General features: G+C 63.7%; 22 protein-coding genes and 1 pseudogene. 18 read left to right on the top strand and 5 right to left on the bottom strand.

All coding sequences use genetic code 11. The features are described from left to right. The first annotated feature begins 6 nt into the window (after positions 1-6). A pseudogene (locus tag VIL88_RS14730) lies at positions 7-668 on the top strand (DUF2161 domain-containing phosphodiesterase). Here VIL88_RS14730 and VIL88_RS14725 read toward each other — a convergent pair. Continuing rightward, positions 665-2206 carry a HAMP domain-containing sensor histidine kinase gene (locus tag VIL88_RS14725; protein ID WP_331990136.1) on the bottom strand — a complete coding sequence of 514 codons (1542 nt, stop codon included), beginning with the start codon at positions 2204-2206 and terminating at the stop codon, positions 665-667. The pseudogene VIL88_RS14730 and the gene VIL88_RS14725 overlap by 4 nt on opposite strands. Positions 2207-2286: 80 nt before the next feature. Between VIL88_RS14725 and VIL88_RS14720 the strand changes: the two genes are divergently transcribed. The 3 genes from VIL88_RS14720 to VIL88_RS14710 all read left to right on the top strand — a co-directional run bounded on the left by VIL88_RS14720 (position 2287) and on the right by VIL88_RS14710 (position 3889). Continuing rightward, positions 2287-2844, top strand: a complete 558-nt coding sequence (locus VIL88_RS14720) for a thermonuclease family protein (protein WP_331990713.1) — start codon at positions 2287-2289, stop codon at positions 2842-2844. A 132-nt stretch (positions 2845-2976) separates the two neighbouring features. Then, positions 2977-3456: an Lrp/AsnC family transcriptional regulator gene (locus VIL88_RS14715; RefSeq protein WP_331990712.1), complete on the top strand. Its 480-nt coding sequence runs from the start codon at positions 2977-2979 to the stop codon at positions 3454-3456. A gap of 19 nt (positions 3457-3475) precedes the next feature. Beyond that, positions 3476-3889 carry a VOC family protein gene (locus tag VIL88_RS14710; RefSeq protein ID WP_331990711.1) on the top strand — a complete coding sequence of 138 codons (414 nt, stop codon included), beginning with the start codon at positions 3476-3478 and terminating at the stop codon, positions 3887-3889. Here the strand turns inward: VIL88_RS14710 and moaA are convergent. Together moaA and VIL88_RS14700 are read right to left on the bottom strand one after the other, a co-directional pair. Beyond that, positions 3886-4899: a GTP 3',8-cyclase MoaA gene (gene moaA / locus VIL88_RS14705; RefSeq protein WP_414650146.1), complete on the bottom strand. Its 1014-nt coding sequence runs from the start codon at positions 4897-4899 to the stop codon at positions 3886-3888. The genes VIL88_RS14710 and moaA overlap by 4 nt on opposite strands. Positions 4900-5125: 226 nt before the next feature. Next, on the bottom strand, positions 5126-5716 hold the full coding sequence (locus VIL88_RS14700; protein ID WP_331990132.1) for a L,D-transpeptidase: 591 nt from the start codon (positions 5714-5716) through the stop codon (positions 5126-5128). Positions 5717-5967: 251 nt separating this feature from the next. On the opposite strand from VIL88_RS14700, the gene rpiA reads away from it, so the two are divergent. The 5 genes from rpiA to VIL88_RS14675 all read left to right on the top strand — a co-directional run bounded on the left by rpiA (position 5968) and on the right by VIL88_RS14675 (position 13109). Continuing rightward, complete coding sequence (gene rpiA, locus VIL88_RS14695) at positions 5968-6663, top strand: ribose-5-phosphate isomerase RpiA (protein WP_331990130.1); 696 nt, start codon at positions 5968-5970, stop codon at positions 6661-6663. A gap of 34 nt (positions 6664-6697) precedes the next feature. Next, a complete protein-coding gene (locus VIL88_RS14690) occupies positions 6698-7210 on the top strand; it encodes a DUF2059 domain-containing protein (protein ID WP_331990128.1) in 513 nt (170 codons plus the stop codon). Between the two features lie 137 nt (positions 7211-7347). Continuing rightward, positions 7348-8727, top strand: coding sequence for a glutathione-disulfide reductase (gene gor / locus VIL88_RS14685; protein ID WP_331990126.1), 1380 nt, complete (start codon positions 7348-7350; stop codon positions 8725-8727). A gap of 1009 nt (positions 8728-9736) precedes the next feature. Further along, positions 9737-11113 carry a class II 3-deoxy-7-phosphoheptulonate synthase gene (locus VIL88_RS14680; RefSeq protein ID WP_331990124.1) on the top strand — a complete coding sequence of 459 codons (1377 nt, stop codon included), beginning with the start codon at positions 9737-9739 and terminating at the stop codon, positions 11111-11113. Between the two features lie 94 nt (positions 11114-11207). Further along, complete coding sequence (locus VIL88_RS14675) at positions 11208-13109, top strand: PAS domain-containing sensor histidine kinase (RefSeq protein WP_331990122.1); 1902 nt, start codon at positions 11208-11210, stop codon at positions 13107-13109. Here the strand turns inward: VIL88_RS14675 and VIL88_RS14670 are convergent. Continuing rightward, a complete protein-coding gene (locus VIL88_RS14670) occupies positions 13106-13519 on the bottom strand; it encodes a response regulator (protein ID WP_331990120.1) in 414 nt (137 codons plus the stop codon). The genes VIL88_RS14675 and VIL88_RS14670 overlap by 4 nt on opposite strands. Positions 13520-13737: 218 nt before the next feature. On the opposite strand from VIL88_RS14670, the gene VIL88_RS14665 reads away from it, so the two are divergent. Both VIL88_RS14665 and gltX read left to right on the top strand, forming a co-directional pair. After that, positions 13738-14715 (top strand): hypothetical protein, encoded by a 978-nt coding sequence (locus tag VIL88_RS14665; RefSeq protein ID WP_331990118.1) that lies wholly within the window; start codon positions 13738-13740, stop codon positions 14713-14715. Positions 14716-14833: 118 nt separating this feature from the next. Continuing rightward, complete coding sequence (gltX, locus tag VIL88_RS14660; protein ID WP_331990116.1) at positions 14834-16159, top strand: glutamate--tRNA ligase; 1326 nt, start codon at positions 14834-14836, stop codon at positions 16157-16159. Here the strand turns inward: gltX and VIL88_RS14655 are convergent. Then, complete coding sequence (locus VIL88_RS14655) at positions 16104-17252, bottom strand: DUF2865 domain-containing protein (RefSeq protein ID WP_331990115.1); 1149 nt, start codon at positions 17250-17252, stop codon at positions 16104-16106. The two genes, gltX and VIL88_RS14655, sit on opposite strands and share 56 nt — an antisense overlap. A 141-nt stretch (positions 17253-17393) precedes the next feature. Here VIL88_RS14655 and VIL88_RS14650 point away from each other — a divergent pair, with 141 nt between their 5' ends. From VIL88_RS14650 to VIL88_RS14620, 7 genes are all read left to right on the top strand, one after another. After that, positions 17394-18395 carry a fumarylacetoacetate hydrolase family protein gene (locus tag VIL88_RS14650; RefSeq protein WP_331990113.1) on the top strand — a complete coding sequence of 334 codons (1002 nt, stop codon included), beginning with the start codon at positions 17394-17396 and terminating at the stop codon, positions 18393-18395. Positions 18396-18603: 208 nt separating this feature from the next. Further along, on the top strand, positions 18604-20010 hold the full coding sequence (gene cysS / locus VIL88_RS14645; protein WP_331990111.1) for a cysteine--tRNA ligase: 1407 nt from the start codon (positions 18604-18606) through the stop codon (positions 20008-20010). Beyond that, entirely contained in the window at positions 20007-20483 is a 477-nt protein-coding gene (locus tag VIL88_RS14640) for a GFA family protein (protein WP_331990109.1), read from the top strand. Before cysS ends, VIL88_RS14640 begins: the two co-directional genes overlap by 4 nt. Before the next feature lie 3 nt (positions 20484-20486). Then, positions 20487-22103 carry a citramalate synthase gene (cimA, locus tag VIL88_RS14635; protein WP_331990107.1) on the top strand — a complete coding sequence of 539 codons (1617 nt, stop codon included), beginning with the start codon at positions 20487-20489 and terminating at the stop codon, positions 22101-22103. 111 nt (positions 22104-22214) lie between these two features. Continuing rightward, positions 22215-23930 (top strand): LysM peptidoglycan-binding domain-containing protein, encoded by a 1716-nt coding sequence (locus tag VIL88_RS14630; RefSeq protein ID WP_331990105.1) that lies wholly within the window; start codon positions 22215-22217, stop codon positions 23928-23930. A 94-nt stretch (positions 23931-24024) separates the two neighbouring features. Further along, the gene (locus tag VIL88_RS14625) at positions 24025-24345 is read left to right on the top strand and encodes a metalloregulator ArsR/SmtB family transcription factor (protein WP_331990103.1); all 321 of its coding nucleotides are present in this window, start codon (positions 24025-24027) and stop codon (positions 24343-24345) included. Then, a complete protein-coding gene (locus VIL88_RS14620; RefSeq protein ID WP_331990101.1) occupies positions 24345-26240 on the top strand; it encodes an ABC transporter ATP-binding protein/permease in 1896 nt (631 codons plus the stop codon). Before VIL88_RS14625 ends, VIL88_RS14620 begins: the two co-directional genes overlap by 1 nt. Positions 26241-26638 lie beyond the last annotated feature (398 nt).

Raw genomic sequence — 26638 nt, 5'->3', positions numbered from 1 at the left:
CGGATCATGGCTGAGACCGACCTATATCTGCCTCTCAAAGCCTTCATGGAAGGCGCTGGCTATTCCGTCAAAGGCGAGGTCAACGGTTGTGACCTCGTTGGCGTGCTGGAAGGTGAGCCGCCAGTGGTCGTAGTCTGCGAAATGAAGCTGAGCTTCAATCTCGAGCTGGTTATGCAGGGCGTGCAGCGCGCCGCCTATAGCGATGAGGTTTGGCTGGCGGCGCGTTTGTCCCGCTCGGGCAAAGGCCGGGAGCAGGATCCACGTTTCCGCAACCTCTGCCGCCGGCTTGGTTTCGGTCTGATCACTGTTGCTGAATCCGGCGAGGTTGAGGTCGTCGTTGCCCCGTTTGCTGCTATGCCCGTCGTGACGCCAAGCGCAGATCACGCCTTCTGGACGAACACCGGCGCAGGGTAGGTGATCCGCAAAAGGGGGGCGGTCGCGGCAAACCTATCATGACTGCTTACCGCCAGGATTGCATTCTCTGCGCCACCGCGCTGTTGGCGGGGCCGCAAAGCCCCAGGCAACTCAAAGCAGTCGTAGACCGGGCCCCGTCCATCCTGCGCAGCAATGTATATGGCTGGTTCGCGCGGGAGAGCCGGGGCATCTATGGCTTGACCGAACTGGGCCGGACCGCAATCCAGCCAACAACAGCTGCGGATAGCCTCTAACCAGCTTCCGAGAAAATCTCGAGGCGGTTGCGCTTCTCGACCACCGGCGCCAGCGCATCCATTACCCGGGCTCGCGGGAAGGTGGCGATCACTTCGGTGCCGAAACGCAGCTTGCTGAAGAGGTCGAAGCGCCCCTGATGCAGTTCCATGATCTTCTGGACGATCGGCAGGCCCAGGCCAGCCCCTTGCTCTGCCGTCTTCTGCGCCAGCGAACCCTGCCCGAATGACGAAAGCACGGTTTCTATCTCGTCTTCGGGAATTCCGGGGCCGTTGTCCTTTACGGAAACCATCTGCCCGCCGTCGCTGCTGCGGGTCACCACCAGCGTCACCTTGCCCGCCTGCGGGGTGAACTTGATGGCGTTGCTCAGGAGATTGAGCACGACCTGGCGGATGGCGCGCTCGTCGCCCCAGAGCTTGGGCAGGTTCTTGCCCACATTGTAGACCAGTTCGATGCCCTTGGCCTTGGCGCGCAGCTCCATCATGCGGCGGCAGTCTTCGGCGATGTCGACCAGCGACACCACTTCCTCGTTGAGCTCATACTTGCCCGCCTCGATCCGGCTGAGGTCGAGCAGCTCGTTGATGAGGTTGAGCAGGTGCTGCCCGCTGCCATGGATATCGCCGGCATATTCCTTGTATTGCGGCACCTGGTGCGCGCCCAGCAGCTCCGACTTCAGCACTTCGGAAAAGCCGATAATGGCATTGAGCGGTGTCCGAAGCTCATGGCTCATCGTGGCCAGGAACTGCGATTTGGCGATGTTGGCCTGCTCCGCATGGCGCCGCGCCTCGTCCGACATCTGCCGCGCTTCCTCGAGCTCCCCGATCAGTGCATCTTTTTCCGACTGATGCATGATCGTTTCGAGGTTCGCCCGGTGCATCTGCCTTGCCTGGTAGACAAAGAACACCTCACCGAACAGCACCACGGCGCCCAGCGTGTAGTTGAGCGTGCCGCCCAGCGCCAGGAGGTTACCCGATACCGTTAGGGTGACCGGCAGCGTGCTCATCAGCGTCGCCGAAGGCAGCGAATGCGTGGCCACGGAGTTGGCGGCAACCGATACCAGCACCATGGCGAACATCACCGGCGTCAGCGTATGCGGGTCGGCAACCAGGGTGAACAGCGCCAGTGTCGACCATGCGAGGCCATAGATCGTTTCCCCTGCCACAAAGGTCGTGGTCCACCGTCCGGCATTGAATTTGGATGGATCGCTGGTGCGGAAGCGCTGCGCCGTCAGCACCACGATCAGGAGGCTCAGCAGCACCAGCCCGGCCCACAGGGTGGTGAAGACCACAGGCACCCAGAAGCTTGCCACGACCGACAGGATCGACACGACGCCGGCGATCGGCAGCGCCGCATTCACGCGCGAATACGCATAGTCCTGCATCAACTCGAAGTCGAAGTCGGCGCGGGTGCCGGAGCTTGAAGTCAGCCGCTGGCGCGCATCCAGCACAGTTTTCTGCGCGGCACGCCTGCCATCCCGCCCCATTTGCGAACGGACGTCATCGATGACAGCCGAAGGGGACGCCATAAACTCGGTACTCATGAACTAAACAAATGCAGACATAAAACGCGTCCGCTACTCTGCCAGCCACACTAGCGACGGCGTAGTTAACGGGTGGTGAAATCCGCAGGCGACAGTTTTCCCAAAAGTCGATCTTCCGCACCCGCGGCGGAACCCTTCTCGCTGTCCTGATCCTGGCCGCCGCGGCTTTAGTCGCTGCTGCGCTCGACCAGCCCGGGGCTGCTCTGGTTGGAGGAGCGCGAGCCAGTGATGGGGATAGCCTCCAGATTGGCGAGACCCGCATTCGCCTCCTCGGCCTCGACGCACCGGAGTCCGAGCAGCAATGCGACAGGGCAGGGGGCGGCCAATGGCCCTGCGGTCGGTCAGCCCGTGACCGCATGGCGGAACTGCTGCGTGGCGCGGCGGTCGATTGCCAGCCCGATGGTCACGATCGATATGGCCGCCTACTCGCCACCTGCACCATCAAGGGCAGGGACCTGGCTGCAGTAATGGTAAGTGAGGGCCTTGCCATCTCCTCCGGCGCCTACTGGTCCGAGGAGCAGGAGGCTCGCCGGCGCCGCGTCGGCATCTGGCAGGGCGGCTTCGACACGCCGCGCAATTGGCGCGACGACCATGCCCGGCAGGACGCGCTCGGCTGGCTGTGGAGCTTCCTGCCGTAATCGGGGGCGCACACCGCCACAATCTAGAGGAACAATATTGCTGCCAACAGGCGATTGTGGCACCAAGGGCACAGCTAGAACCGGCAGCTGAAGCCGAAACACGCAATCTGATTTCGCGGGGCGATTGTGGCACTGGACAAGATCGACAGGAAAATCCTCACCATCCTCCAGAAGGATGCGACCATGCCGGTGGCCGAAATCGGCCGCAAGGTCGGCCTTTCCACCACGCCCTGCTGGCGCCGTATCCAGAAGATGGAAGAAGACGGCGTCATTCAGCGCCGCGTCGCGGTGCTCGACCCCACCAAGGTCAATGTCGGCGTCACCGTCTTCGTCTCGGTCAAGACCAACGAGCACAACGAAGCCTGGATGCGCAAGTTCGCCGCTGTCATCGAGGAGTTCCCCGAAGTCGTCGAGTTCTACCGCATGAGCGGCGACGTCGACTACCTGATGCGCGTGGTCGTGCCCGATATCGGCGCCTATGACGCCTTCTACAAACGTCTGATCAGCAAGATCAATCTGACCGATGTCAGCTCCGCCTTCGCCATGGGGCAGATCAAGTACACCACCGCCTTGCCGCTCGATTTCGCCATCGTCAGCGACGACGACAAATAGCCTGAAGGGAGGCATGGCCATGCTGCTGGGCTTCGAGCATGTCGGCATGACCAGCTCCGACCCCGACCGCACCATCGCCTTCTACTGCGATCTCATTGGTCTGCGCCTGGCGCTCCGCAAACCTGCCAGTGGTGGCGAACTGCTGTTTCTCGATGCTGGCGGCGGCATGCTGGAAATCTTCTGCCGCAGTGACGCCGCGGGCGCCAGCGACGTCCCGCCAACACAGGCCGGCATGCGGCACCTGACCTTCGCCTTCGACAATATCGATCCCCTGATCGGGCAACTTGAAGCAGCCGGCGTCGAAATCGTTGAACGACCGCGCCCCGCCATCAACACCGAAATGCTGCACCGCGTCGCTTTCGTGCGCGATCCCGATGGTATCCTGGTGGAACTGGCCGAGCGCTCCCCCAGCCGCCTTGCGGCCGGCTCCTAGCCGCCCGTGACGCTCATATGCCGCGCCACCGCCGGCGCCTCGCGGCTGCGATCGAGCACAAAATCGTGGCCCTTGGGCTTGATCAGCATCGCCCGGTCCATCGCCACGTCCAAAGCCGCCGGGCCACCCTCGCGTAAGGCGTCCCGCAGATTCACCTGGTCATCCTGACCCAGGCACAGGAACAACTGCCCGGTCGCCGTCAGCCGGACGCGATTGCAGCTTTCGCAGAAGTTGTGGCTCATCGGCGTGATGAACCCCAGCACGCCCCCCGTCTCGGCCACATGCACATAGCGCGCCGGCCCGCCCGTCCGCTTGTCCATGCGCGTCAGGGTAAAGCGCCGCGCCAGCTGGTCGTGCATTTCGCGCAAGGGCAGATAGCTGTCCACCCGATCCAGCCCCACCTCGCCAAGCGGCATGCCCTCGATCAGCGTCAAGCCCATGCCACGCCCATGCGCCCACGCCATCATGGGCTCGATTTCGTCGTCATTGACGCCGCGCATCGCGACCATGTTGATCTTGATCTGCAGTCCGGCCGCCTGCGCCGCCTCGATCCCGTCGAGCACCTCCCCCAGGCGGCCGCGCCGGGTGATGGAAGCAAACCGTCCGGTATCCAGCGTATCGAGCGACACGTTGATCCGCCGCATGCCCGCCGCAAACAATCCCTCGGCATATTTGCGCAGCTGGCTGCCATTGGTGGTCAGGGTCAGCTCCTCCAGCCCGCGCCCCACCTGCTGCCCGAGATTTTCCACCAGGTCCATGATGCCGCGCCGCACCAGCGGCTCGCCGCCCGTCAGCCGGATCTTGGTGGTGCCCCGCTCGATAAAGGCCCCGGCAATGCGCTCGATCTCCTCGAAGGTCAGCACGTCGCGCTTGGGCAGAAAGGTCATCTCCTCCGCCATGCAATATACGCAGCGGAAGTCGCAGCGATCGGTCACGGAGATGCGCAGATACGATACGCGCCGTCCGAAACGGTCGATTAGGGGGCGTGCAGGGGCAGCAGCAATGCTCATGCCCCACATCTATAACCTAAGGGGCCGCTTTCAAAGCAGCGCGCAAACAAAAAGGACCGCCGAAGCGATCCTTGTGCTTTTGCACTAGAGGCAAGGCAGGCGGCTCAGGCCGAGGCGAAAAGGGTGGTTTTCGAGAACCGGACCGGAGCGTACGTTTGGTACGCGAGGACCGGAAGCGCAGACAACCGCCCTTTGCAGCCCGGCATCAGCCGACCTGCCGCAGGCTCTAGTGGTTGACGATGATCTTGGCGCCAACGGCGACGCGTTCATAGAGATCGGTCACGTCTTCATTGGTCAGGCGGATGCAGCCCGAGGACACGGCCTGGCCGATCGACCACGGCTCGGACGTGCCATGCACGCGATAAAGCGTCGAGCCGATATAGAGGGCGCGGGCGCCGAGCGGGTTGTCCGGGCCGCCTTCCATATAAGCCGGCAGATCGGGGACGCGCTTGCGCATGGCAGCCGGCGGGGTCCAGCCGGGCCATTCCGCCTTGCGGGTGATGCGGTGCGTGCCCGACCAGGTGAAGCCGTCGCGGCCCACGCCGATGCCGTACTTCATGGCCTTGCCGCCTTCGAGCACGAGATAAAGGCGGCGCTCGCCGGTCTCGATAACGATCGTGCCGGGCTTCTGCGTGGTCTGGTAGTCCACGACTTCCTTGCGGATCGGGCTGCCGGCGCGCGGGCGTGGCGCGATTGCGGCCTCTTCCACCCAGTTGCCGGTGGTCCGATCATAAACCAGCGCCGCTGCGGGCATCACACTGGTGGCCGACAAGATAATCGACAGCCCGATTGCTGCCGCAGACTTGAGATTGCGCATCTAACGACTTGGCCTCTGAATAGAACGAATGAGAGATTCTTCCGTCCCAAGAATTTGGGTTGCTTACGCGTATTGATCTGGAGCGAAAAGGGGACGCTGCCTCCGAAACGCCACACTTTGAACACGTTCACCGAAATGTGTTGCGTCTTGGTTACAGTGCCTGTTCACCACTGCGTGAACGCAGGCCCCTTGAGCCATTGACACTCGGCACTGTGGCTGTAATGGCGGGATCACCAATTCACGAGGCACCGATGAGCGAAGATCTCAAGCGTCAAGCTGCCGCCATGGCCCTGGATACGCTGCAGCCCGGCATGCGCCTGGGCCTCGGCACCGGCTCAACCGCCCGCCACTTCGTCGCGCTGCTCGGTGAGCGTGTCGCGCAAGGCTTCGACTGCATCTGCGTGCCCACCTCCGAGGCGACGGCCGAGCAGGCCCGCTCACTCGATATCCCGCTCTCCGATCTCGACACGCTGGACCGCCTCGACGTCACCGTCGATGGCGCCGACGAGATCGATCCGAGGCTCAACCTCATCAAGGGCGGCGGTGGCGCCCTGCTACGCGAAAAGATCGTCGCTGCCGCTTCCGACGCGATGATCGTCATCGCCGACAGCTCCAAGCTGGTGGACGTCCTGGGGCGCTACCCGCTGCCCATCGAGGTCAATCGCTTCGGTCTGGGCGCAACGCAGCGCACCGTCGGTGAGGTTATCGCCAGCAATGGCGCCGAGGGTGGCCTCCGCCTCCGTCAGGACGGCTCAGGCGCGCCCTTTGTCACCGATGGCGGACACCTCATTCTCGATGCTTTTTTTGGCCGCATTTCGCAGCCAGAAGCGCTGGGACGCGACTTGCTCGATATTGCCGGGGTCGTGCAGCACGGCCTGTTCATTCAGATGTGCAAGACGGCTTATGTTGCAGCGCCCGATGGCGTAAGAACGCTGGCTTCTGCTTGAGAGATATGGATCGGACACGATGGGGATTGCGACGATGACCGGTATGATGACCCGCGCCAAGGCGCTGCTTGCAATGGTGCTGGGCGCCGTGATGCTGACCTCCGCTGTTGCCGCCGTGGCGCAGGAAGTGCCGCCCGAGCAGATGGCGCTGGCCCGCAAATATGTCGACTTGACCGATAGCGCCGGCGTCTACGAGATCGCCCTGGTCGAAATCGGCATGGGCACCCTGTCCGAACTCACGACCCAGAATCCGGAGCTGGCCGAGGAAGTCGACCTCGCCATCGGCAAGGTCCTCGAGACTTATCAGGGCCGCAAAGGCGAGTTGCTGGACCAGTTCGCTCGTATCTACGCCACCCGCTTCACCCTCGAGGAACTGCAGCAGATCGTTGCCTTCTACGAAACGCCCACGGGCCAGAAGCTGGCTGCCGCCAATACCGAAGTGAACAGCGATCTTCAGGCGGTGCTCCAGGTCTTCACCAACAACACCCGGTCTGAATTCTTCGCCAAGGTGCGCGCCGAGCTCCGCGCCCAGGGCTTCGAAGTCTGAGGATTTCGCCGCAGCCGAGGTGGCATCCTCGGCAAATGCATGGCAGCTATCGGACCCCGCCTCGTGCGGGGTCTTTCTTTATGGCGCGGCACAACCGATATTCATCGTAGTTTGCCGATGAACCCAAGGAGCCTCTCATGACCTATGACTATGATCTTGTTGTCATCGGCGCTGGCTCTGGCGGGGTCCGGGCCGCCCGCATGGCCGCCACCTATGGCGCCAAGGTGGCCATCATCGAGGAGTTCCGCGTCGGCGGCACCTGCGTCATCCGCGGCTGCGTGCCCAAGAAGCTCTATGTCTATGCCTCGCGCTTCCACGACCTGTTCGACGTGGCCTCGAGCTTCGGCTGGCAGGTCGATGCGACCTTCGACTGGGCGACCTTGGTCGCCAACAAGGAAAAGGAAATCACCCGCCTCGAAAGCGGCTACACCGCCAATCTCGAAAAGCCGGGCGTCGAGATCATCAAGGATCGTGCGGTCGTTGCCGGTCCTAACAGCGTGCATCTGGTGGGGCAGGGGCGTGACCTATCGGCCAGGTACCTGCTGATCGCCACCGGCGGCCACCCCTACATTCCCCACATTCCCGGTGCCGAGCTGGCGATCACCTCCAACGAGGCCTTCGACCTGCCGCAACTGCCGCACTCGATCCTGATCGAAGGCGGCGGTTATATCGCCGTGGAATTCGCCACCATCTTCGCCGGCCTGGGCGTCAACACCACCATCATCTATCGTGGCGACTGCATCCTGCGCGGCTTCGACGATGACATGCGCCGTGGTCTTGAAGCCGGCCTTATCGAGCGCGGCATACGCCTGATCTACCAGACCACCATCAAGTCGATGAGCCGGCAGGGCGACGACATCTCGGTCAATTTCAGCGATGGTGTCACCGCACCCTTCGGCGCCGTCATGTTCGCCACCGGCCGCACGCCCAACGTTCATGGCCTGGGCCTGGACAAGGTCGGCGTTGAGCTGACCTCGACCGGCGCCATCAAGGTCGACGCCTATTCCCAGACCAGCGTCACCTCCATCTACGCCGTCGGCGACGTCACTGGCCGCGCCCAGCTGACGCCCGTCGCCATCCGCGAGGGCTGGTACTTTGCCGAAACGGTGTTCAACAACAACAAGTTGGCCGTCGATCACTCGCAGATCCCGACCGCGGTCTTCTCCGATCCCGAGATCGGCGTCATCGGCCTGACCGAGGCCGAAGCGGCAACCCATGGCGACATCGACGTCTATCTCGCCCGCTTTCGCCCCATGATCAACACGCTCTCCACCCGCACCGAGCGCATGGTCCTCAAGCTGATCACCGAAAAGGACGGCGGCAAGGTCCTCGGCTGCCACATCCTGGGACCGGGCGCGGCCGAAATGATCCAGCTCGTCGCCATCCCCATGGGCATGGGCGCCACCAAGGCCGACTTCGACCGCACCATCGCCCTCCACCCCAGCGCCGCCGAAGAACTGGTAACCTTCAAGGCCCCCACCTATACCTACCGCAACGGCGAGAAGCTCGGCGGCTGACGCCCGGGATCCTGCCCGCCCCGCACCCCCTCCCAACCTCCCCCTGAAGGGGGAGGAGCCGATCGGGAACGGACCACCATCCCGCCCACCCACCGGCCCGACTCCTCCCCCTACCAGGGGGAGGCCGGGTGGGGGTACCGCAGCCTCATCGGGGCTCGCTCGTCGTCGCACCCACCACCCCACGTTCCCGCACCACGTCATTCCCGCGAAAGCGGGAATCCCCCTCCCAAACCCACGGAGACACCCGCCTGCGCCGGGACGACACCGCGCATTTGGACCGATCGCTGCGCCATCCTGCCCAGCTCCCACCCCCTCCCAGCCTCCCCCTGAAGGAGGAGGAGCCGATCGCGTGTGGGGCACCATCTCGCCCACCCACCGGCCGAACCCCTCCCCCTACCAGGAGGAGGCCGGGTGGGGGTACCACAGCCTCATTGGGGCTCTCTCGTCGTCGCACCCACCACCCCACGTCTCCCACGACGTCATTCCCGCGAAAGCGGGAATCCCCCTCCCAGCCCAACGGAAACTCCCGCCTGCGCAGGAATGACACCGACACCAAAAACTTATGCCCGCCCCCTCAACCGCGCGTACAATCCCTCCATCGCCTGCAGCAGAGCACGGTCATGACGAGTGATGGCTGCAGGGACTGTCGGGGAGCCTGGGTCGCCAGGCTCGCGCATGGATGCTGACCACCGGCTTGCTGCTGCGGCGGGGGAGAGATCTCTCCAGGGGAGAGGTTGCGGAGACGGCCAGGAGAGCTCGGCTCTTGTGGCATGATCCACCTCCGGCGATGGTTTCTTGCTGCTCGATGCGTGTGCGAAAAATCCCGGCGTGATGGCGAGGCTGCGATCTCACTTCACACTCTACCTATTCGAGACCGTGGTCTCGCCATCGCTGCTCGACAACAACCGCTGGACACGCGGCGCTTCCGCACGCCCGATTATCCTTGTCCCCCAGTGCCAGCCTTGATATTCCGCCCGCAGCAGCACGCAACCCTGCAAGGAACAAGCCGATGAGCACCTGGACCCCCGACAGCTGGCGCAGCAAGCCCATCTCGCAGGTACCGGCCTATCCCGATCCGGCCGCTCTCGCCGAAGCCGAGCGCCAGCTCGCAACCTTCCCGCCGCTGGTCTTTGCCGGTGAAGCGCGCGATCTCAAGACACGCCTGGCGGCCGTTGCCCGCGGCGAAGCCTTCCTCCTCCAGGGCGGTGACTGCGCCGAGAGCTTTGCCGAGCACGGCGCCGACCACATCCGCGATTTCTTCCGTGTCTTCCTCCAGATGGCGGTGGTGCTGACCCATGGCGCCAGCAAGCCCGTGGTCAAGGTCGGCCGCGTCGCCGGCCAGTTCGCCAAGCCGCGCTCTGCCGATACCGAAACCATCGATGGCGTGGAACTGCCCTCCTATCGCGGCGACATCATCAACGACATCGACTTCACCGAAAAGGCCCGCGTGCCCGATCCCGATCGCATGCTGCAGGCCTACCGGCAGTCCGCGGCCACGCTGAACCTCCTGCGCGCCTTTGCTTCCGGCGGCTATGCCGATCTCACCCGCATCCACGAATGGACCGTGGGCTTCATGAAGGGCTCCAACTGGTATCCGCGCTACGAGGAAGTGGCGCGCAAGATCGACGATGCCATAACGTTCATGGGTGCGCTCGGGCTCACCCCCGAAAACACGCCGGCCCTGCGCCAGACCAGCTTCTATACCAGCCACGAGGCCTTGCTGCTGGGCTACGAAGAGGCGCTGACCCGCCGCGACAGCATCAGCAACAACTGGTACGCCACGTCGGGCCACATGCTCTGGATCGGCGACCGCACCCGCCAGCCCGATGCCGCACATGTCGAATACTTCGCGGGCATCCACAACCCCATCGGCATCAAGTGCGGTCCCTCCCTCGGCAGCGACGACCTGCTGCGCCTGCTGGATCGCCTCAATCCCACCGACGAGGCCGGCCGCGTTACCCTGATCGCCCGTTTCGGCTCCGACAAGGTGCATGATCACCTGCCGCGCCTGATCGAGACGGTGCAGAAGGCCGGGCGCACTGTCGTCTGGTGCTCCGATCCCATGCACGGCAACACCATCAAGGCGTCCACCGGCTTCAAGACCCGCCCCTTCGACCGTGTGCTCGGCGAGGTGAAGGCCTTCTTCGATATCCACCGCGAAATGGGCACTTATGCCGGCGGCGTTCATATCGAGATGACCGGCGACGACGTCACAGAATGCGTCGGCGGCGTCTCGGCGGTTACCGAAGCCACGCTGGCCGATCGCTACAACACCTATTGCGACCCGCGCCTCAATGCCTCCCAGGCGCTGGAGCTGGCCTTCCTCGTTGCCGAGGAGATCGGCAGCCAGAAGCTGCCGCAACAGCAGCTTGCCGCTGGAGAATAGTGCCAGGCCGGGCTCTGGCGGATGTGACGCGTTGCGGATCACCCGCCAAGCCCGCTATGATGGGCACGCGTCGTGATTGCGTTGAAAGCTGTGCATGCCCAGATCCCTGTTCCCCGCTGCCAGCCCTGATACGCGCGAGCGTCTCGAACAGGATCCCACCCTCAAGCTGATCAACGCCTTCGATTGGTCGGCAAATCGCCTGGGTCCCATTCCCCATTGGCCCGAGAGCCTCAAGGGCGCCGTGCGCCTGATGATGGCCGCCGCCACGCCCATGGTGATGATGGTGGGTGAAGACGGCATCCTCATCTACAACAACGCCTATGCGCTGTTTGCCGGCAACCGCCATCCGCAGATTTTCGGCATGCCGGCCCTCGAGGCCTGGCCGGAGATTGCGGACTTCAATCGCGACAACATCGAGCGCGGCCTGCGCAGCGAGTCCTGGGTGCTGCGGGATCAGGAACTGGTGCTCAACCGTCACGGGCAGCTTGAATCGGGTTGGATGGACCTCCACTACAGCCCGATCGTCGGCGACGATGGCCTCTCCATGGGCACGCTCTGCGTTGTTTACGAGACCACCGAGCGCGTCTTGGCGGAGAAAGCCTTGGCCCGCAGCGAAGAGCGCCTGTCGCTGGCGCTGAGCGGCTCGAGCCTTGTCGGCACCTGGGACTGGAACGTCCAGGACAATATCGTCACCTCCGACGACAAGTTCGCCTCCATGTTCAACCTCGATCCTCTACGCGCCGGCCTTGGCGTGCCGATCGAGGAATTCCTCAACGCCATCCACCCCGAAGATGTGGTCCGGGTGCGCGAGGAAATCGACGCCTCCTTGCAGTCAGGCGCGCCCTATCGCAGCGAATACCGCCTGCGCAGCCCCGATGGCACCGTTCACTGGGTCATCGCCTCCGGCAAGCCGCGCCTTGCCATGGACGGCACGCCACTCCGCCTGCCGGGCGTCATCGTCGATATCTCCGAGCAGCGCCGCATTTCCGAGGCCTTGTCGGAAAGCGAGATCCGGTTCCGCACCCTGGCTGACACCATGCCGCAGATGGTCTGGTCCACAAGGCCCGACGGCTTCCACGACTACTACAATGCGCGCTGGTACGAGTTTACCGGCGTGCCCGAAGGCATGACCGATGGTGAAGGGTGGAACGGCATGTTCCATCCCGACGATCAGGAGCGGGCCCATCAGGTCTGGGCCCATTCCCTGGCGACCGGCGAGCCGTATCACATCGAATATCGCCTCCGCCATCACAGCGGCGCCTATCGCTGGACCCTGGGCCTGGCCCTGCCCATCCGGGACTCCAATGGCCAGATCGTGCGCTGGTTCGGCACCTGCACGGATATCCACGAAACCAAGCTGGTTGCCGAAGAGCGCGAGCTGGTGGCCCAGGAACTCAGCCACCGCATCAAGAACATCTTTGCGGTACTGACCGGCATCATCAGCCTCTCCGCGCGCACCCGGCCCGAGGTCAAGTCCTTTGCCGAGGAACTGCGCCAGCGCATCTACGCCCTGGGTGAGGCGCACGACTTCGTCCGACCACATAGCCAGGCCTCTCAGTCCCCTGAGACGCAGGGCTCGCTCCAGGCGCTGATCCTGCGCCTGATGCAGCCTTATGAACGCGATGGCCAGCCGCGCATCGTGCTCAGCGGCGATGACACACCAATCGACGACGGTGCCGCAACGCCACTGGCGCTGCTGTTCCATGAACTCGCCACCAATTCCGCCAAATACGGCGCGCTGTCGGTGGATGAGGGCAGGGTGGACCTTGCCGGTCACAATGACGGCGAGCGCTACCATCTGTCGTGGAAGGAACTCGGCGGCCCGCCGGTTTCCGGCAGCGTCGAACTCTCTGGCTTCGGCTCCCGCCTTATCACCCTCAGCGTCGAGGGTCAGATGCGCGGCAGCATTGAGCGTCTATGGGAATCTGACGGCTTGCGTGTCGAGATCGATCTGCCTGTCGATGCGCTGCGGCGCACCAACCGCTTGCACAGCTAGCCGGTAGCAGCCCAGTCGAACAGCTGCAGCCGCTTGGGCGGCGTTGCCTCGGCCGCGTCCCGCCGCGCCACCGCATAGGCGACGATCGCCCGCAGCTCGTGATCGGTCACCGGCTTGGGCATCACGCCGACAGTGCCGGGCACGCCTTCGCCCAGCTGCGATGGGTTGGCCGTCATGAACAGAACCGTGATGCCGTGATCCTGGGCCAGCGTATGGCCGATGCGAATGCCGGTCGGCCCGTCCTGCAGGTTGAGATCTACCAGGGCAACTTCGGCAGACGGAGCCAAAGCCAAAGCGGTGCGCTCATCGGGAGCGATGCCGACAGGCTCGTGACCCATATCCTCGATGACGTGCTCGATCTCCGTCGCCACGAAAATCTCGTCTTCAACCACTAAAATCTTGCGCGTCATACACGTACTCTGGAAACACTTCGGCCTTCTGGCTGAGCAACTCCCCGGCTCGTTAAGGGTTGCCCGTCGGTCGGCAAATCGCCGCCGAATGTGATCAAGTCTGCAGCAATGCAGTTAGCAAAATGCCAACCGCCTTGCACTGCCGCTTAGCGGAACTTTAACCCTAACCAACCATAAATTTGCCTCAACGCTGCACCGCTGTTGCTCCCGAGGCTTCCATGAAACACCCACTCGGCCTGGTTCTGCCTCTGCTGCTGGCCGCTCCGGCCGCTGCCGCCGACTACTTCGGCACCGCCCCCGACCTCCGCCCCGCCTATCCGCAGGATTGGGCGCTGACCGATGACAGCCCGCTCCGCTTCGAGTCGGGTCTGCGCTACTGGTACTCGGTGGGAACGCAGGAGCACAACGTCAGCACCTATTCCCAACGCGTAGAGTCGAAGTCCTCCTCCGCTGAAATCTTCGCCCGCGTCGAAGACCTCTCGACGCAGACCTTCCTTGAAGCCACCGGCGGCTACGGCATCGCCCATCAGGGCAGCTACAGCACCAATGGTGGCGCGAGCGTCGACCTGCCTGCCGCTCGCCTTGGCTATGTCGGCGCCGACTTCGGCTGGCTGCCGCTTGGCAGCGAAACCGGCGGGGTCGGGTTCCTCGCCGGCTATCAATACACCAATGACTCGCCGGACACCGGCCGGGGTGACTTCCTGGTCACTCCTACCGTCGTCAACAACGGAGGCGGCTTCTATTCCTTGGGGGGCGGCGGGGATAGCAAGGTCAACGACTTCAATGTGCACAGCCTCAAGCTGGGCTTCACCGGCAAGGCCGACATGGGAACCTTTGACATCCTCGGCGAAGCGGCAGCCATTCCATATTCCTGGGTTACCGGTACCTATGGTGGATTTAGCATACCGGCGACCCCTGACTTCGAACAGGCATCGGAAGTCTCGATCAACGGCCACGGCTACGGCGCCAGTGGCAAACTCATGGTGGGCTTCCACCCTACCGAGAACTTCACAATCCGGGTCGGCGGTCGCGCCAGTTATCTCACCGGGCAGTATGACGCCAATTTCGATACAGTTAGCCTGATACCTGCCGGCGGTGGCGCACCTACTCTGTCCCGGCAGCGATACATCATCAACAACAACCCGTTCTCCATGATCCGCTATGGCGCCTTGCTGGAACTGAGCGGCCGCTTCTAGCCGGAGCGTCGCCTGGCTTGCCCCTGTTTGGGTGAGGGGCTAAGGCTTGTCCGAACTTGTCGGCTGGGGCAGCGGTGCTGCCTCGGCCGATCCTCGTTAAGAAGGAACCGACCTCCGGATGACAGTTGTTCGCTGGGCGCCGTCCCCCACAGGCCGCATTCACCTCGGCAACGCCCGGCCGGCGCTGCTCAATTGGTTTTATGCCCGGCGTCACGGCGGCAGGTATATTCTGCGCATGGATGACACCGACCACGCCCGTTCCACCCGCGCCTTTGCCGACGCCATCGAGGTCGACCTCGCCTGGCTCGGCATCACGCCTGACCTCCTGGTGCGCCAGTCCGAGCGCACCGCCCTGTATGATGCCGCGGTTGAAAAGCTGAAGGCAGCCGGCCGCCTTTATCCCTGCTACGAAACCGAGGAAGAGCTCGACCGCAAGCGCGCCCGCGCGCGTCTCCTTGGCAAGCCGCCAATCTATGATCGCGCCGCTCTCGCTTTGAGCGAAGAAGACAAAACCAGGCTTGAGGCCGAAGGTCGCAAGCCGCATTGGCGGTTCAAGCTCGATGGTCGCCCCGTGCAATTCGAGGACCTCATCAAGGGACCCCAGACGGTCAATACCGCCTCGATGTCCGATCCTGTCCTCGTGCGCGGCGACGGCAGCTATCTCTACACGCTTCCCTCCGTCATCGACGATATCGACCTGGGCGTCACCCATGTCATCCGCGGCGAGGATCACGTCTCCAATACCGGCACCCAGATCGAGATCTTCGAGGCTCTGGGCGGCAAGGTTCCCACCTTTGGCCACCACAACCTCCTGACCGATGCCGAAGGGCAGGGTTTCTCCAAGCGCCTCGGCTCCCAGTCCATCAGCGACTTCCGCGATCAAGGCTACGAGCCCATGGCAGTCGCTATCATGGCGAGCCTTACCGGCACGAGCCTGCCGATCGAGACCTACGAGACGCTGGATGAAATCGCCAACCGTCTCGACTTCTCCATGATCTCGCATGGCTCGGCGCGTTTCGATCCGGTTGAGCTGGACAACCTCAACGCCCGCCTGCTGCACAACCTTCCCTATGAAGGTGCAGCGGGCCGTTTGACGTCCATGGGCCTTGAGGGCGAAGCCATCTGGCTTCTGCTGCGCGAAAATCTGCGCAAGTTCGGCGATATCGGCGAATGGGCCAAGCTCGTCACCGGGCCCGTTGAGCCAGTCATTGCTGACGAGGATCGCGAATTCCTGGCCCTGGCCAAAGCCATGCTGCCGCCCGAGCCTTGGGATCAATCAACTTGGGGTTCGTGGACGGACGCGCTCAAGGCCGCCACCGGCCGCAAGGGCAAGGCCCTGTTCCTGCCGCTCCGCCTGGCCCTTACTGGTCGCCCCGACGGTCCGGAGCTTAAGAGCCTGCTCCCGTTGGTTGGGCGTACGGAGTGTCTGGCCCGACTACCCTGACCACCTTGTCGCCAAACTGCACCAGGCGCAGTTCCGAAGAGGCCGTCGCTTGCGCAGGGCGCGTCACCTCGGTTTCGCCAGGGCCCGCCGGGCGGCGGCGGGGCAGGGGCACATCCACCAGCTGCGCGGTCTGCACCGGAACTGGCGTGGCCGCCTGAACGGGCACTGCTCCGCGTGGATCGCGCAACGGGAACGGGAAGGTCTCGCCCCCGACTTCGAGCATGACACGGCTTGTGCCGGCCTCGGTCTGGGCAGTGGTGAAGGTGCCCTGGGCAATGGCCGGAACCTTGCAGTTGGCAGTTGCGCTCGTGTCCAGTTCATCGCGATAGCGGAAGGCGCTGGGCAGGGCGGTATAGGGCTCACCGAACTGATTGCGCATCTGTTCGGGCTCCTGGCCCGGATTGTCATAGAAATAGAGCTCCACCGGAGTCGTGGGGCAACTCGCCTGGCAGGTCTGCGCATCGTTGTCGACATAATCGGGCAGCGTCGCGTAGCTGATCGGCCAGAAATAGCCGTCGCTCAGGCGCACGCAGACCGTGCGCACCGTCTGGTAGCCCTGGTAACCCCAGTAGCCGCCGCCATCGATCATCTGACCGTCCGAGAAATCCCCCTCCGACGTCGTCCCGAAGATGCGGTCGAACACCGACTGGCGCTCGTTGCTGAAAGTGGCGCTGGAGCCGCCGGCGCCGCAGCCGAAGCGTGCCATCTCCTGCAGAATCGCTTCGCGCTGCCCCGCCACGGCATTGGCCGACTCGACCTGCTGCGAAATCGCAGCAGCTTCTTCGCGCAGGCGCAAAACTTCCCGCCCGATCTGCTGGCATTGCCGCGTGAGCTGCATGCCGGCACGCGCCGCGTCGTTGCAGCCCTCGCGGATATAGCGGCTTTCCATCTGCTGCACGGCGCTCGCCGCCTGCCGGGCAGCCTGTGAGTTGCCGCCCACTTGGCGGAAATCGGAATTGCCCTCGAACTGGCGCAGCGCGTTTTCCAGCTGCGCACATTGCGCCGCCTGGGCATAGGCGGTGTTCACGTCGAGGACGAGCAGTATGGCCGCAAACACGGTGAGAATAATGGCGCGCGCGCTGTATCTGCCCAAGCGAAGTCCTCGAAATCCCTGGGCGCCCGTTGCGCCCGGTCCGGCCCTTAAGACAACGCTAGGACCCTTGGCAACACTATAGTGGTCACCGTCGCGGCGTGGTAGCGCTGCAAGGTCACACATGTCTGAGATTGTGCCACCATGAAACTTGCATCGCTCCGCAACGGCCGCCCTGATGGTCAGCTCGCCGTACTGTCGAGTGACTCCAGCCGCTATGTTTCGGCCACGCGCATCGCTCCCACCCTTCAGGCAGCCCTGGACGATTGGGATGCGCACAAGCCCGCCCTTGCTAATCTCGCCGCCCAGCTCGATGCCGGTGCCATTGCCGGCCAGAGCTTCGATCCCGAACTGGCGCTTGCCCCGCTCCCCCGCGCCTACCAATGGATCGATGGTGCGGGTTATCTCAGCCATCTCGAACGGGTGCGTACGCTCAAGGGCAGCAAGGACAAGGAGCTGCAGTCCACAAGGCCGCTGCTCTACCAGGGGGGCTCCGACTCGCTCTCGGCGCCCACCGATCCTATCCGCGTCACCGATCCCGATCTCGCCATCGATTTCGAAGCCGAAGTTGCCGTCATCATCGGCCGGGTACCCATGGGCGCCACCCGTGAACAGGCCTCCGCCGCCATTCGCCTTGTTACCATCTGCAACGACGTCTCGCTCCGCCGCCTCGTGGTGGATGACCTGCAGAACGGCTTTGGCTTCTTCCATGCCAAGCCGTCGACAAGCTTTGCCCCGATCGTCGCGACGCCCGAAAGCCTGGATACTGCCTGGCGTGATGATCGCCTGCACTTGCCCCTGCGCGTCGAGGTCAACGGCACCCTCTATGGCCAGCCCAATGCCGGCACTGACATGCATTTCGATTTCGCCGACCTGATTGTCGAGGCGGCGCGCACCCGCAATCTCGGTTGCGGCACCATCATCGGCGGCGGCACGATTTCCAACCAGCATGACGAGAGCCTGCCGATCAAGGCCGACGGCATCGGATTTGCCTGCATCGCCGAGGCCCGCACCGTCGAAAAGCTTAAATATGGCCGCGCCCGGACGCCCTTCCTCAAGCCCGGTGACGCCGTGCGTATCCGCGCCGTCGACGCATTGGGGCGCTCCGTCTTCGGCGACATCGATCAGAAAGTTGCCCTGGTCTGAGCCGGTGGTACGCAGATCGGTCGCAATGGGGCTTGCATTCCGCCCCAGGCCCCGTCAACATGGCGGCATGAAGACCGGCATCATTCTGATTACCCGCTGCATTATTACCTGCTAACCACTGGTTGGCGGCGCGGTCTTCTTCATCCCGTAATCTTATCCCGAAGAGCCGTCTGCCAGCACAATTGCGCCTGGCCCAGGGACGGACCATATGACGACGCTCACGCTCTACAATACGCTTACTCGCAGCAAGGAGGCTTTCCTGCCGATCGATGCGAGCAATGTGCGCATGTATGTCTGCGGCCCCACGGTTTACGATTTTGCCCATATCGGCAATGCGCGGCCCGTCATCGTCTTCGACCTGCTGTTCCGCCTTTTGCGCCACGTTTATGGCGCTGAGCACGTCACCTATGTCCGCAACATCACGGACGTCGACGACAAGATCAACGCCCGTGCTCTGCGCGACTTTCCCGAGCTTCCACTTAACGAAGCCATCCGCCGCGTGACGGAGAAAACCGAGCGGCAATTCCTGGCCGATGCGGCAGCCCTTGGCGCACTGGAGCCCACCATCCAGCCCCGCGCGACCGACAATATCGAGCAGATGCAGGTGCTGATCCGCGACCTCATCGCCCGCAACCATGCCTATGACGCCGCGGGCGAGGTGCTGTTCGACGTCAAGTCCATGCCCGATTATGGCCAGCTTTCGGGCCGCAACCTCGAGGACAACCTCGCCGGCGCCCGCGTCGCCGTGGAAGCCCACAAGAAGAACCCCGCCGATTTCGTGCTCTGGAAGCAGTCATCCGATAACGAACCAGGCTGGGACAGTCCCTGGGGCCGCGGCCGCCCAGGCTGGCACATCGAATGCTCGGCCATGAGCGAGCGCTACCTTGGCCAGACCTTCGACATCCACGGCGGCGGCCTCGACCTCATCTTCCCGCACCACGAAAACGAGATCGCCCAGTCCCGCTGCGCCCACGGCACCCACGCCATGGCCAATGTCTGGATGCATAACGGCTTCCTTCAGGTCGAAGGCCAGAAGATGAGCAAGTCGCTGGGCAACTTCGTCACCATCAACGAACTGCTTGAGACCGGCACCATGGGTGGCCGCGCCTGGATCGGCGACGTGCTGCGCCTCGCCATGCTGATGACCCACTATCGCGAACCCATCGACTTCTCGGTCAAACGCCTCGAAGAGGCCGAGGGCAAGCTGCGCGATTGGCAGCGTGCCGCCCGCGGTGCCGAGCTTACCGCGGGCGATGCGCCTGACGAGACGGTGGTTCGCGAACTGGCCGACGATCTCAATTTCCATCGCGCCAGCGTCACGCTGGACCTGATCGCCAAGCGCGCCAATCGCGACGAAGGCAATGCCCGCAATTGCCTCGCGGCAACCCTCCGCTTCCTCGGTTTCAGCCTCGATAGCCTGCTGAGCAGCGATGACGGCTGGGAGGCACCGCCCCACATCGCGGACGCCATTGCTGAGCGCCTTGCGGCTCTCAACAGCCGTGACTTCGCTCGGGCGGACATCATTCGCAATGAACTCGCCGAACAGGGCATCGCCCTGATGGACTACAAGGACGAGAGCGGTCAGCGGCAGACCAAGTGGGAGATGAAGCGGTGACAAAGGAGCACTATTCCGGCGGCTGCCAGTGCGGCGCCGTGCGCTACCGCTTTACCAGCAGGCCCTATGGCGCCCACATCTGCCACTGCCGCATGTGCCAGAAAGCCTTCGGCGCCTTCTATGCACCCCTGGTGGGTGGCCCCCGAGAGAGCTTCGAAGTGACGCGCGGCATGGTCGCGACCTTCCGCTCGTCCGATCAAGCGGAACGCGGCTTCTGCCGCAATTGCGGCACCCCGCTCACCTTTGCCTATCTCGACAGCGACCGCATTTCCGTCTCCATCGGTTCGCTTGATGATCCTGCAGCGTTCCCACCCGTCGACCAGCATGGCGTCGAGAGCCGCATTGCCTGGGCCAACGGTCTTGGCGCGCTGCCGGATCAGCCAGAGACTGAAAGCGAAAACGAAACGGCCGCCTTCATCCGCGCGACCAATCACCAGCACCCCGACCACAACACCGGTCGCTGGCCCGAGTAAGCCATGTCCAAAGAGCGCCTTTATATCTTCGATACTACCCTGCGTGACGGCGCCCAGACCGCCGGCGTCGAGTTCTCGCTCGAGGACAAGATCTCCATCCTCCACCTGCTGGAGCAACTGGGCGTCGACTACATCGAGGGCGGCTATCCGGGGGCCAACCCGGTCGACACCGACTTCTTCGGCAGCAAGCGTACCACTAAGGCGAAGTTCACCGCCTTCGGGATGACCAAGAGGGCAGGGCGCTCCGCTGCCAACGACCCGGGCGTGCAGGCGCTGCTCAATTCAGCTGCCGAGGCTACCTGCTTTGTTGCCAAGACCTGGGATCACCAGGTTCGCGTCGCTCTCGAGATTTCGCTCGAGGAAAACCTCGACAACCTGCGGGACACCGTTGCCGCCGCCATCGCGGCTGGCAAGGAAGCGCTGGTCGATTGCGAGCACTTCTTTGACGGCTACAAGAACAATCCCGACTATGCCCTTCTTTGCGTCCGTACGGCCTTGGAAGCCGGTGCGCGCTGGATTGTCCTCTGCGACACCAATGGCGGCACCATGCCATCGGAAATCCGCGACATCGTCACTGCAGTACGTGCCGTTGCGCCCGGCGAACGGCTGGGCATCCACGCCCATGACGATACGGGCCAGGCCGTGGCCAACACGCTTGCCGCCGTCGAGGCCGGCGTTCGCCAGATCCAGGGCACCCTCAACGGCATCGGCGAGCGATGCGGCAATGCCAATCTCATCAGCATCATCCCCACTTTGGTGCTGAAACCCCATTTCAGCGCGCGCTTTGAAACGGGTATCGACGCGACGCACCTCCAGCGTCTGACGCAGATCTCCCGCGCTTTTGATGACCGCCTTAACCGCGCGCCGCAGCGCCAGGCGCCCTATGTCGGCGGCTCTGCCTTTGCGACCAAGGCAGGCATTCACGCCTCTGCCCTGCTCAAGGACTTTTCCACCTATGAACACGTGCCACCCGAAAGCGTCGGCAACGAGCGCTCCATCATGGTGTCGCAGCAGGCCGGCAAGTCCAACCTGCTGACGGCATTGGCTCGCCACGGCATCAACCTCGGCAAGGACGATCGCCGGCTCGAGCGCCTGCTCGCCGAGGTCAAGGACCGCGAGTCGCGCGGCTATTCCTATGACGGCGCCGACGCGTCCTTTGCCGTGCTGGCACATGAAGTGCTCGGCACGCTGCCGCAATACTTCCAAGTCGAAAACTATCGCACCAGCATCGAAAGGCGCCACAACGCCCAGGGCGAGGAGATCACCGTCACCGAGGCCGTGGTCAAGATCCGCGTCGAGGGCGAACTGCTGATGTCGGTCGCCGAGGGCAATGGCCCGATCAACGCGCTCGACCTCGCCATGCGCAAGGACCTCGGCAAGTACTCCTCCCGCATCGAGGATCTCGAGCTCGTCGACTTCAAGGTGCGTATCCTCAACGGCGGCACGGGCGCGGTCACCCGTGTACTGGTCGAGAGCCGCGACGGCAGTGGCGAGCGCTGGTATACTATTGGCGTCTCGCCCAATATCATTGATGCCTCGTTTGAAGCCTTGTATGAATCGATCAACTACAAGCTGCTGAAAACTGAAACTTCCCTGGGGACGACAGAAAAGGTGGCCTGATCCCGCAGTCCTGCCCCAAGGGAGGATTGCTGAACTGTCCCGGAGGACAAACTGGCCGACACTGCTCCCAACAAGCCCCTGGCGCTCACCATCGGTGCAGCAGCAGCTACCTTGTTCGTCATTCTTGCCGTTCTCGCCGGCCCATCGGTGGTCTCCTGTTTCAATGCGGAAGGCGGCATGGGCGTCTGCCTGCGCGGCAAGATGACCGATGCCGGTATCCTGCCCCGGCAGGCCGTGGCGAGCGGCAGCGAGACGCCAGCGGAAGAGGCTGCCGTCGCCTTGGCTGCGCCTGATACGGAAACGCCGGCCGCGCCGGCAGCCCAAAGCGCCCCGTCAGCGGCGGAGGAGCCGCAGGCCGAGCCTGCACCGCAGCCGCAGCAACAAGCAGAACCGCTGAGCGAACCCGAGACTGCCGTTGGCACGGCGGCCCTCGACGTCGAGCCGGCATCAGAGCCCGCCAATGACGCCGCGGTCGATGCCACTTTCGGCATGCGTGTCGAGCCGGACGGATCGGTCGTGATCGCGGGCAGCGGCACCCCCGGCACCGAACTCGAAGTCTATTCCGACGAAGAACTCCTGGGTACGGCCGAGGTCGAGCCCAGCGGCGACTGGGTCCTTGTTCCGGACGCTCCTATTGCGCCCGGCGGCACCGAAATCTCCGTTGCCGAAGCAGGCAAGGAGGGCCGCGCGCCGCAGTCATTCGTCGTCGTCGTGGACGAGGACAAGACCAGCGAGCCGCTGGTTGTTGCCAGCACGCCTGGTGCTGCCAGCGAAATCCTGCAGGGCCTTGATCGTCCCGCCACGCGCATTGCGCCCGAGGCGGCTGTCGCCGCTCCCGCCACGCCGTCTCCCACGATACCGCCCGCTACCGCTCCGGCCGTCGAAGAACCGGTTGCTCCGCAGCAGTCACCAACTCAGGCGCCGAGCGCTCAAACAGAGCCCGTCGCACCTCCCGCTCCGGCGGACGCAACCCCGCCTGCTGTGTCAACGGCACCCGCGATCGAACCGCAGGCAGAACCTGAAGCGCCTCCGAGCCCGCCAGTCGCTACCGCTGCTGCCGATCCGACTTCCGCCGCACCTGCCGCGTCGCCGGCCGTCACCCCGCCAACCATCGACGCCATCGAACTAGAGGGCGACCGCACCTTCTTTGCCGGTGCAGGCAGCGAAGGCGACACGGTGCGGCTCTATGTCGACGACACCTTCGTCGCCGATGCCGAGGTCGAGGATGGCCGCTGGCTGGTCGAGGCCGGCAAGGTCCTGACCAAGCCAAACCAGCGGGTCCGCGTCGACGCGCTTGCCGGCGAAGGCGGTGACGTCACGGCGCGTGCCGAAGTCAACTTCGAACTCGATCTGCCCCAGCCGGCTGCCCCCATTGCAGTGGCCGAGGCGGAACCCGCGACAGAAGCACCAAGCACTACGGCCGCGACTTCACCTGCAGCAGCGGCTCCATCGACCACGGCGCCATCTGCGCCAACCGCCCCCGCTACCGAGCCGAGCACGGCCACCACTGCTCCGGCCGCCGAGCCAGCCGTGGCAGACAGCCCCGCCGCCACCGAGCCGACCCCCACTGCGGAGCAGACGGCAAGCGCGCCAGTGGAGGAAAGCGACTCTGTTCCCACCATGGTTGCGGTGTCCGTCGGCGGGCCCGATTCCGAGCGCTTCGCCTCCGGCAAGGCCATCATCCGGCGCGGCGACAACCTGTGGACCATCGCCCGCCGGGTCTATGGCGAAGGCATCCGCTACACCACGATCTACGAAGCCAACAACGGCCAGATCCGCGATCCGGACCGCATCTACCCCGGCCAGGTCTTCGACCTGCCGAATTGATGCGAACAAAGTGGCCCGCCTTCTGGCGGGCCATTGATTATTGGCGGGCCAGCCCCCATTTTATCGGTAAATGACGATCAACAGCGGCCAAGCCATGCAAGACGACGACATTGCCAACATCATGCGAGCGATGGGCCATCCCGTGCGGCTCAATATCCTGCGCATCCTCGCCAAGCAGGAACGCGGCGAGTGCTGCTGCGCCGACGTCACCGACGAACTGACGCTGGCGCAATCGACCGTCTCCCAGCACATCAAGGTGCTGCTCGATGCCGGCCTGATCGAGCGCAAGCCGCGCGGCACCCGCAACTGCTATATCGTCCAGCATGATCGCCTCGCGGCCCTGGGCAGTGCCTATTCGGGCATGATCGCGGGGTTTGCGCCCGCTCCCGTCAAACTGGAAGCGGAACCCGCCTGATGTCCCAAGACAGCGTCGCGCCTAAGCCGTCCGTCAGCGCGGACGAGGGATCGGTATTCTCTACGGTCCGCAACCTCTGGTCCTATATGTGGCCCTCCGATCGAGCCGATCTGCGGATGCGCGTCGTTCTGGCGTTGAGCGCCCTGCTGCTGAGCAAGGTGGCCACCACGCTGATCCCTTTCGCCTACAAGGGCATCATCGACAGCCTCGACGCTTCCGCGCCCAACAGCGGCGTGATCCTCGGCCTTGCCGTGCCCATCGTCCTGGTTGTCGCCTATGCCTTGGGCAACGTGATCGACGCTGGATTCCAGCAGTTGCGCGACGTTTGGTTCGCCAGCGTCGGCCAGCACGCCGTCCGCAAGCTCGCGCTGCAGACCTTCCATCACCTCCACCGCCTGTCGCTGCGCTTTCACCTCGCGCGGCGCACCGGCGGCCTCAGCCGTGTGATCGAGCGCGGCACCAAGGGCATCGAAACGGTGGTCCGTTTCGCCATGCTCAACATCGCCCCGACGATCGTCGAGTTCATCATCACTGCCGTCATCTTCGTCTGGATGTTCGGCGTGAGCTATCTCGGCGTCCTCGTGGTGATGATCTGGGCCTATCTCTACTTCACCATCAAGGCTTCGAACTGGCGTATCGCCATTCGCCGCGACATGAACAATTCTGACACCGATGCCAACGGCAAGGCCATCGACTCGCTGCTCAACTATGAGACGGTGAAGTACTTCGCCAACGAGAAGATGGAGGCGGAGCGCTATGACGTCTCCATGGCGGGCTATGAGCGTTCCGCCATCCGTATCTGGACGTCGCTGGGCTTCCTCAACTTCGGGCAAGCCGTCATCTTCTATACCGGCTTCCTGATCATCTCGATCATGGCCGTCATGGGCGTGATGAACAAGACACTCACCCTGGGTGACTTCGTCCTGCTCAACACCTTCCTGATGCAGATCTACCGGCCGTTGAACTTCATCGGCTTTGTCTATCGCGAACTGCGCCAGGGCCTGACCGATATCGAAGAAATGTTCAAGCTTCTGGACCAGAAGCCTGAGGTTCAGGACAAGCCCGGCGCCAAGCCGCTCGCCGTCACCGGTCCGGTTATCCGCTTCGACAACGTCACCTTCCACTACGACCCCGAACGTCCCATCCTCAAGGGCGTCAGCTTCGAAGTGCCCGCGGGCAAGACAGTGGCCATTGTCGGCCCGACGGGCGCCGGCAAGTCGACCATCTCCCGGCTCCTCTATCGCTTCTACGATGTCTCTGGCGGCGCCATCACCATCGATGGCCAGGACCTGCGCGACGTGACGCAGGAATCCCTCCGTTCCGCCATCGGCATGGTTCCTCAGGACACAGTGCTGTTCAACGACACGATTGGCTACAACATCGAATATGGCCGCCCCGGCGCCAGCGCCGAAGACGTCCGCTCCGCGGCAGCCATGGCCCAGGTTGGTCCGTTCATCGAGTCGCTGCCGCATGGCTATGACACGCCGGTGGGCGAACGCGGTCTCAAGCTGTCGGGTGGCGAAAAACAGCGCGTCGCCATCGCCCGCACCATTCTCAAGGCCCCATCCATCCTGATTCTGGATGAGGCCACCTCCGCTCTCGACACCAAGACCGAGCGGGATATCCAGTCGGCGCTCGACGTCGTGGCCCGCAATCGCACCACCGTCGTTATCGCCCACCGTCTCTCGACCGTGGTCAATGCCGACGAGATCCTGGTGCTGCGCGACGGCGTTATCGCGGAGCGCGGCCACCACACCGATCTGCTGCAGCAAGGCGGTCTCTACGCCCAGATGTGGAATCGCCAGCGCGAGGCCACTGAAGCAGAGGAAAAACTGCTCCAGACCGCCAACGACCCCGACGGCTTCGTCAAACGCGGCACTCCCGCCGCAGAGTAGGGCAGGGGAAGAGCAGTCCCCCGCTGCCCACTAGCCATCACGGCCACCCTCGACATCATTCCCGCGAAAGCGGGAATCTTCCTTTCATGCCTCCCAAACCGCACCGCCGCTGAAACACACCGCGGGTAAGCACCTATTCCCGCGACTTGACTGCCGGCGGCCTATGCATCGGCGCCTCACGATGAGGCGCCTCATAGAGCGTCGTTGACAGAACAACAACTGAGTAGCGGCCATCGGACTGAACGAAGAACAGCTCTGCCTCCTCCAAACGCCCAACCACTTCGTCGAACTGCTCCTGAACTTCACCTTTGTCGAACTGCGCATTTGGGCAGTCTCTCGTTTTGGAGATGGCTGGATCATCGATAGCGCACCGTCTCGCGAGATGGGTACTATCCCGT

It is taken from the genome of Devosia sp., assembly GCF_036563435.1.
In the GTDB taxonomy this organism is placed as follows: Bacteria; Pseudomonadota; Alphaproteobacteria; order Rhizobiales; family Devosiaceae; genus Devosia.
The sequence above is the reverse complement of the archived record's forward strand: the minus strand, read 5'-3'. Positions and strand labels throughout refer to the sequence as shown.

Excerpts from the sequence above, each read along its gene's own strand:
- VIL88_RS14725 (WP_331990136.1), bottom strand. The coding sequence starts at position 2,206 with ATGAGTACCGAGTTTATGGCGTCCCCTTCGGCTGTCATCGATGACGTC.
- VIL88_RS14710 (WP_331990711.1), top strand. The coding sequence starts at position 3,476 with ATGCTGCTGGGCTTCGAGCATGTCGGCATGACCAGCTCCGACCCCGAC.
- moaA (WP_414650146.1), bottom strand. The coding sequence starts at position 4,899 with ATGAGCATTGCTGCTGCCCCTGCACGCCCCCTAATCGACCGTTTCGGA.
- VIL88_RS14700 (WP_331990132.1), bottom strand. The coding sequence starts at position 5,716 with ATGCGCAATCTCAAGTCTGCGGCAGCAATCGGGCTGTCGATTATCTTG.
- rpiA (WP_331990130.1), top strand. The coding sequence starts at position 5,968 with ATGAGCGAAGATCTCAAGCGTCAAGCTGCCGCCATGGCCCTGGATACG.
- VIL88_RS14690 (WP_331990128.1), top strand. The coding sequence starts at position 6,698 with ATGACCGGTATGATGACCCGCGCCAAGGCGCTGCTTGCAATGGTGCTG.
- gor (WP_331990126.1), top strand. The coding sequence starts at position 7,348 with ATGACCTATGACTATGATCTTGTTGTCATCGGCGCTGGCTCTGGCGGG.
- VIL88_RS14680 (WP_331990124.1), top strand. The coding sequence starts at position 9,737 with ATGAGCACCTGGACCCCCGACAGCTGGCGCAGCAAGCCCATCTCGCAG.
- VIL88_RS14675 (WP_331990122.1), top strand. The coding sequence starts at position 11,208 with ATGCCCAGATCCCTGTTCCCCGCTGCCAGCCCTGATACGCGCGAGCGT.
- VIL88_RS14670 (WP_331990120.1), bottom strand. The coding sequence starts at position 13,519 with ATGACGCGCAAGATTTTAGTGGTTGAAGACGAGATTTTCGTGGCGACG.
- VIL88_RS14665 (WP_331990118.1), top strand. The coding sequence starts at position 13,738 with ATGAAACACCCACTCGGCCTGGTTCTGCCTCTGCTGCTGGCCGCTCCG.
- gltX (WP_331990116.1), top strand. The coding sequence starts at position 14,834 with ATGACAGTTGTTCGCTGGGCGCCGTCCCCCACAGGCCGCATTCACCTC.
- VIL88_RS14650 (WP_331990113.1), top strand. The coding sequence starts at position 17,394 with ATGAAACTTGCATCGCTCCGCAACGGCCGCCCTGATGGTCAGCTCGCC.
- cysS (WP_331990111.1), top strand. The coding sequence starts at position 18,604 with ATGACGACGCTCACGCTCTACAATACGCTTACTCGCAGCAAGGAGGCT.
- cimA (WP_331990107.1), top strand. The coding sequence starts at position 20,487 with ATGTCCAAAGAGCGCCTTTATATCTTCGATACTACCCTGCGTGACGGC.
- VIL88_RS14625 (WP_331990103.1), top strand. The coding sequence starts at position 24,025 with ATGCAAGACGACGACATTGCCAACATCATGCGAGCGATGGGCCATCCC.
- VIL88_RS14620 (WP_331990101.1), top strand. The coding sequence starts at position 24,345 with ATGTCCCAAGACAGCGTCGCGCCTAAGCCGTCCGTCAGCGCGGACGAG.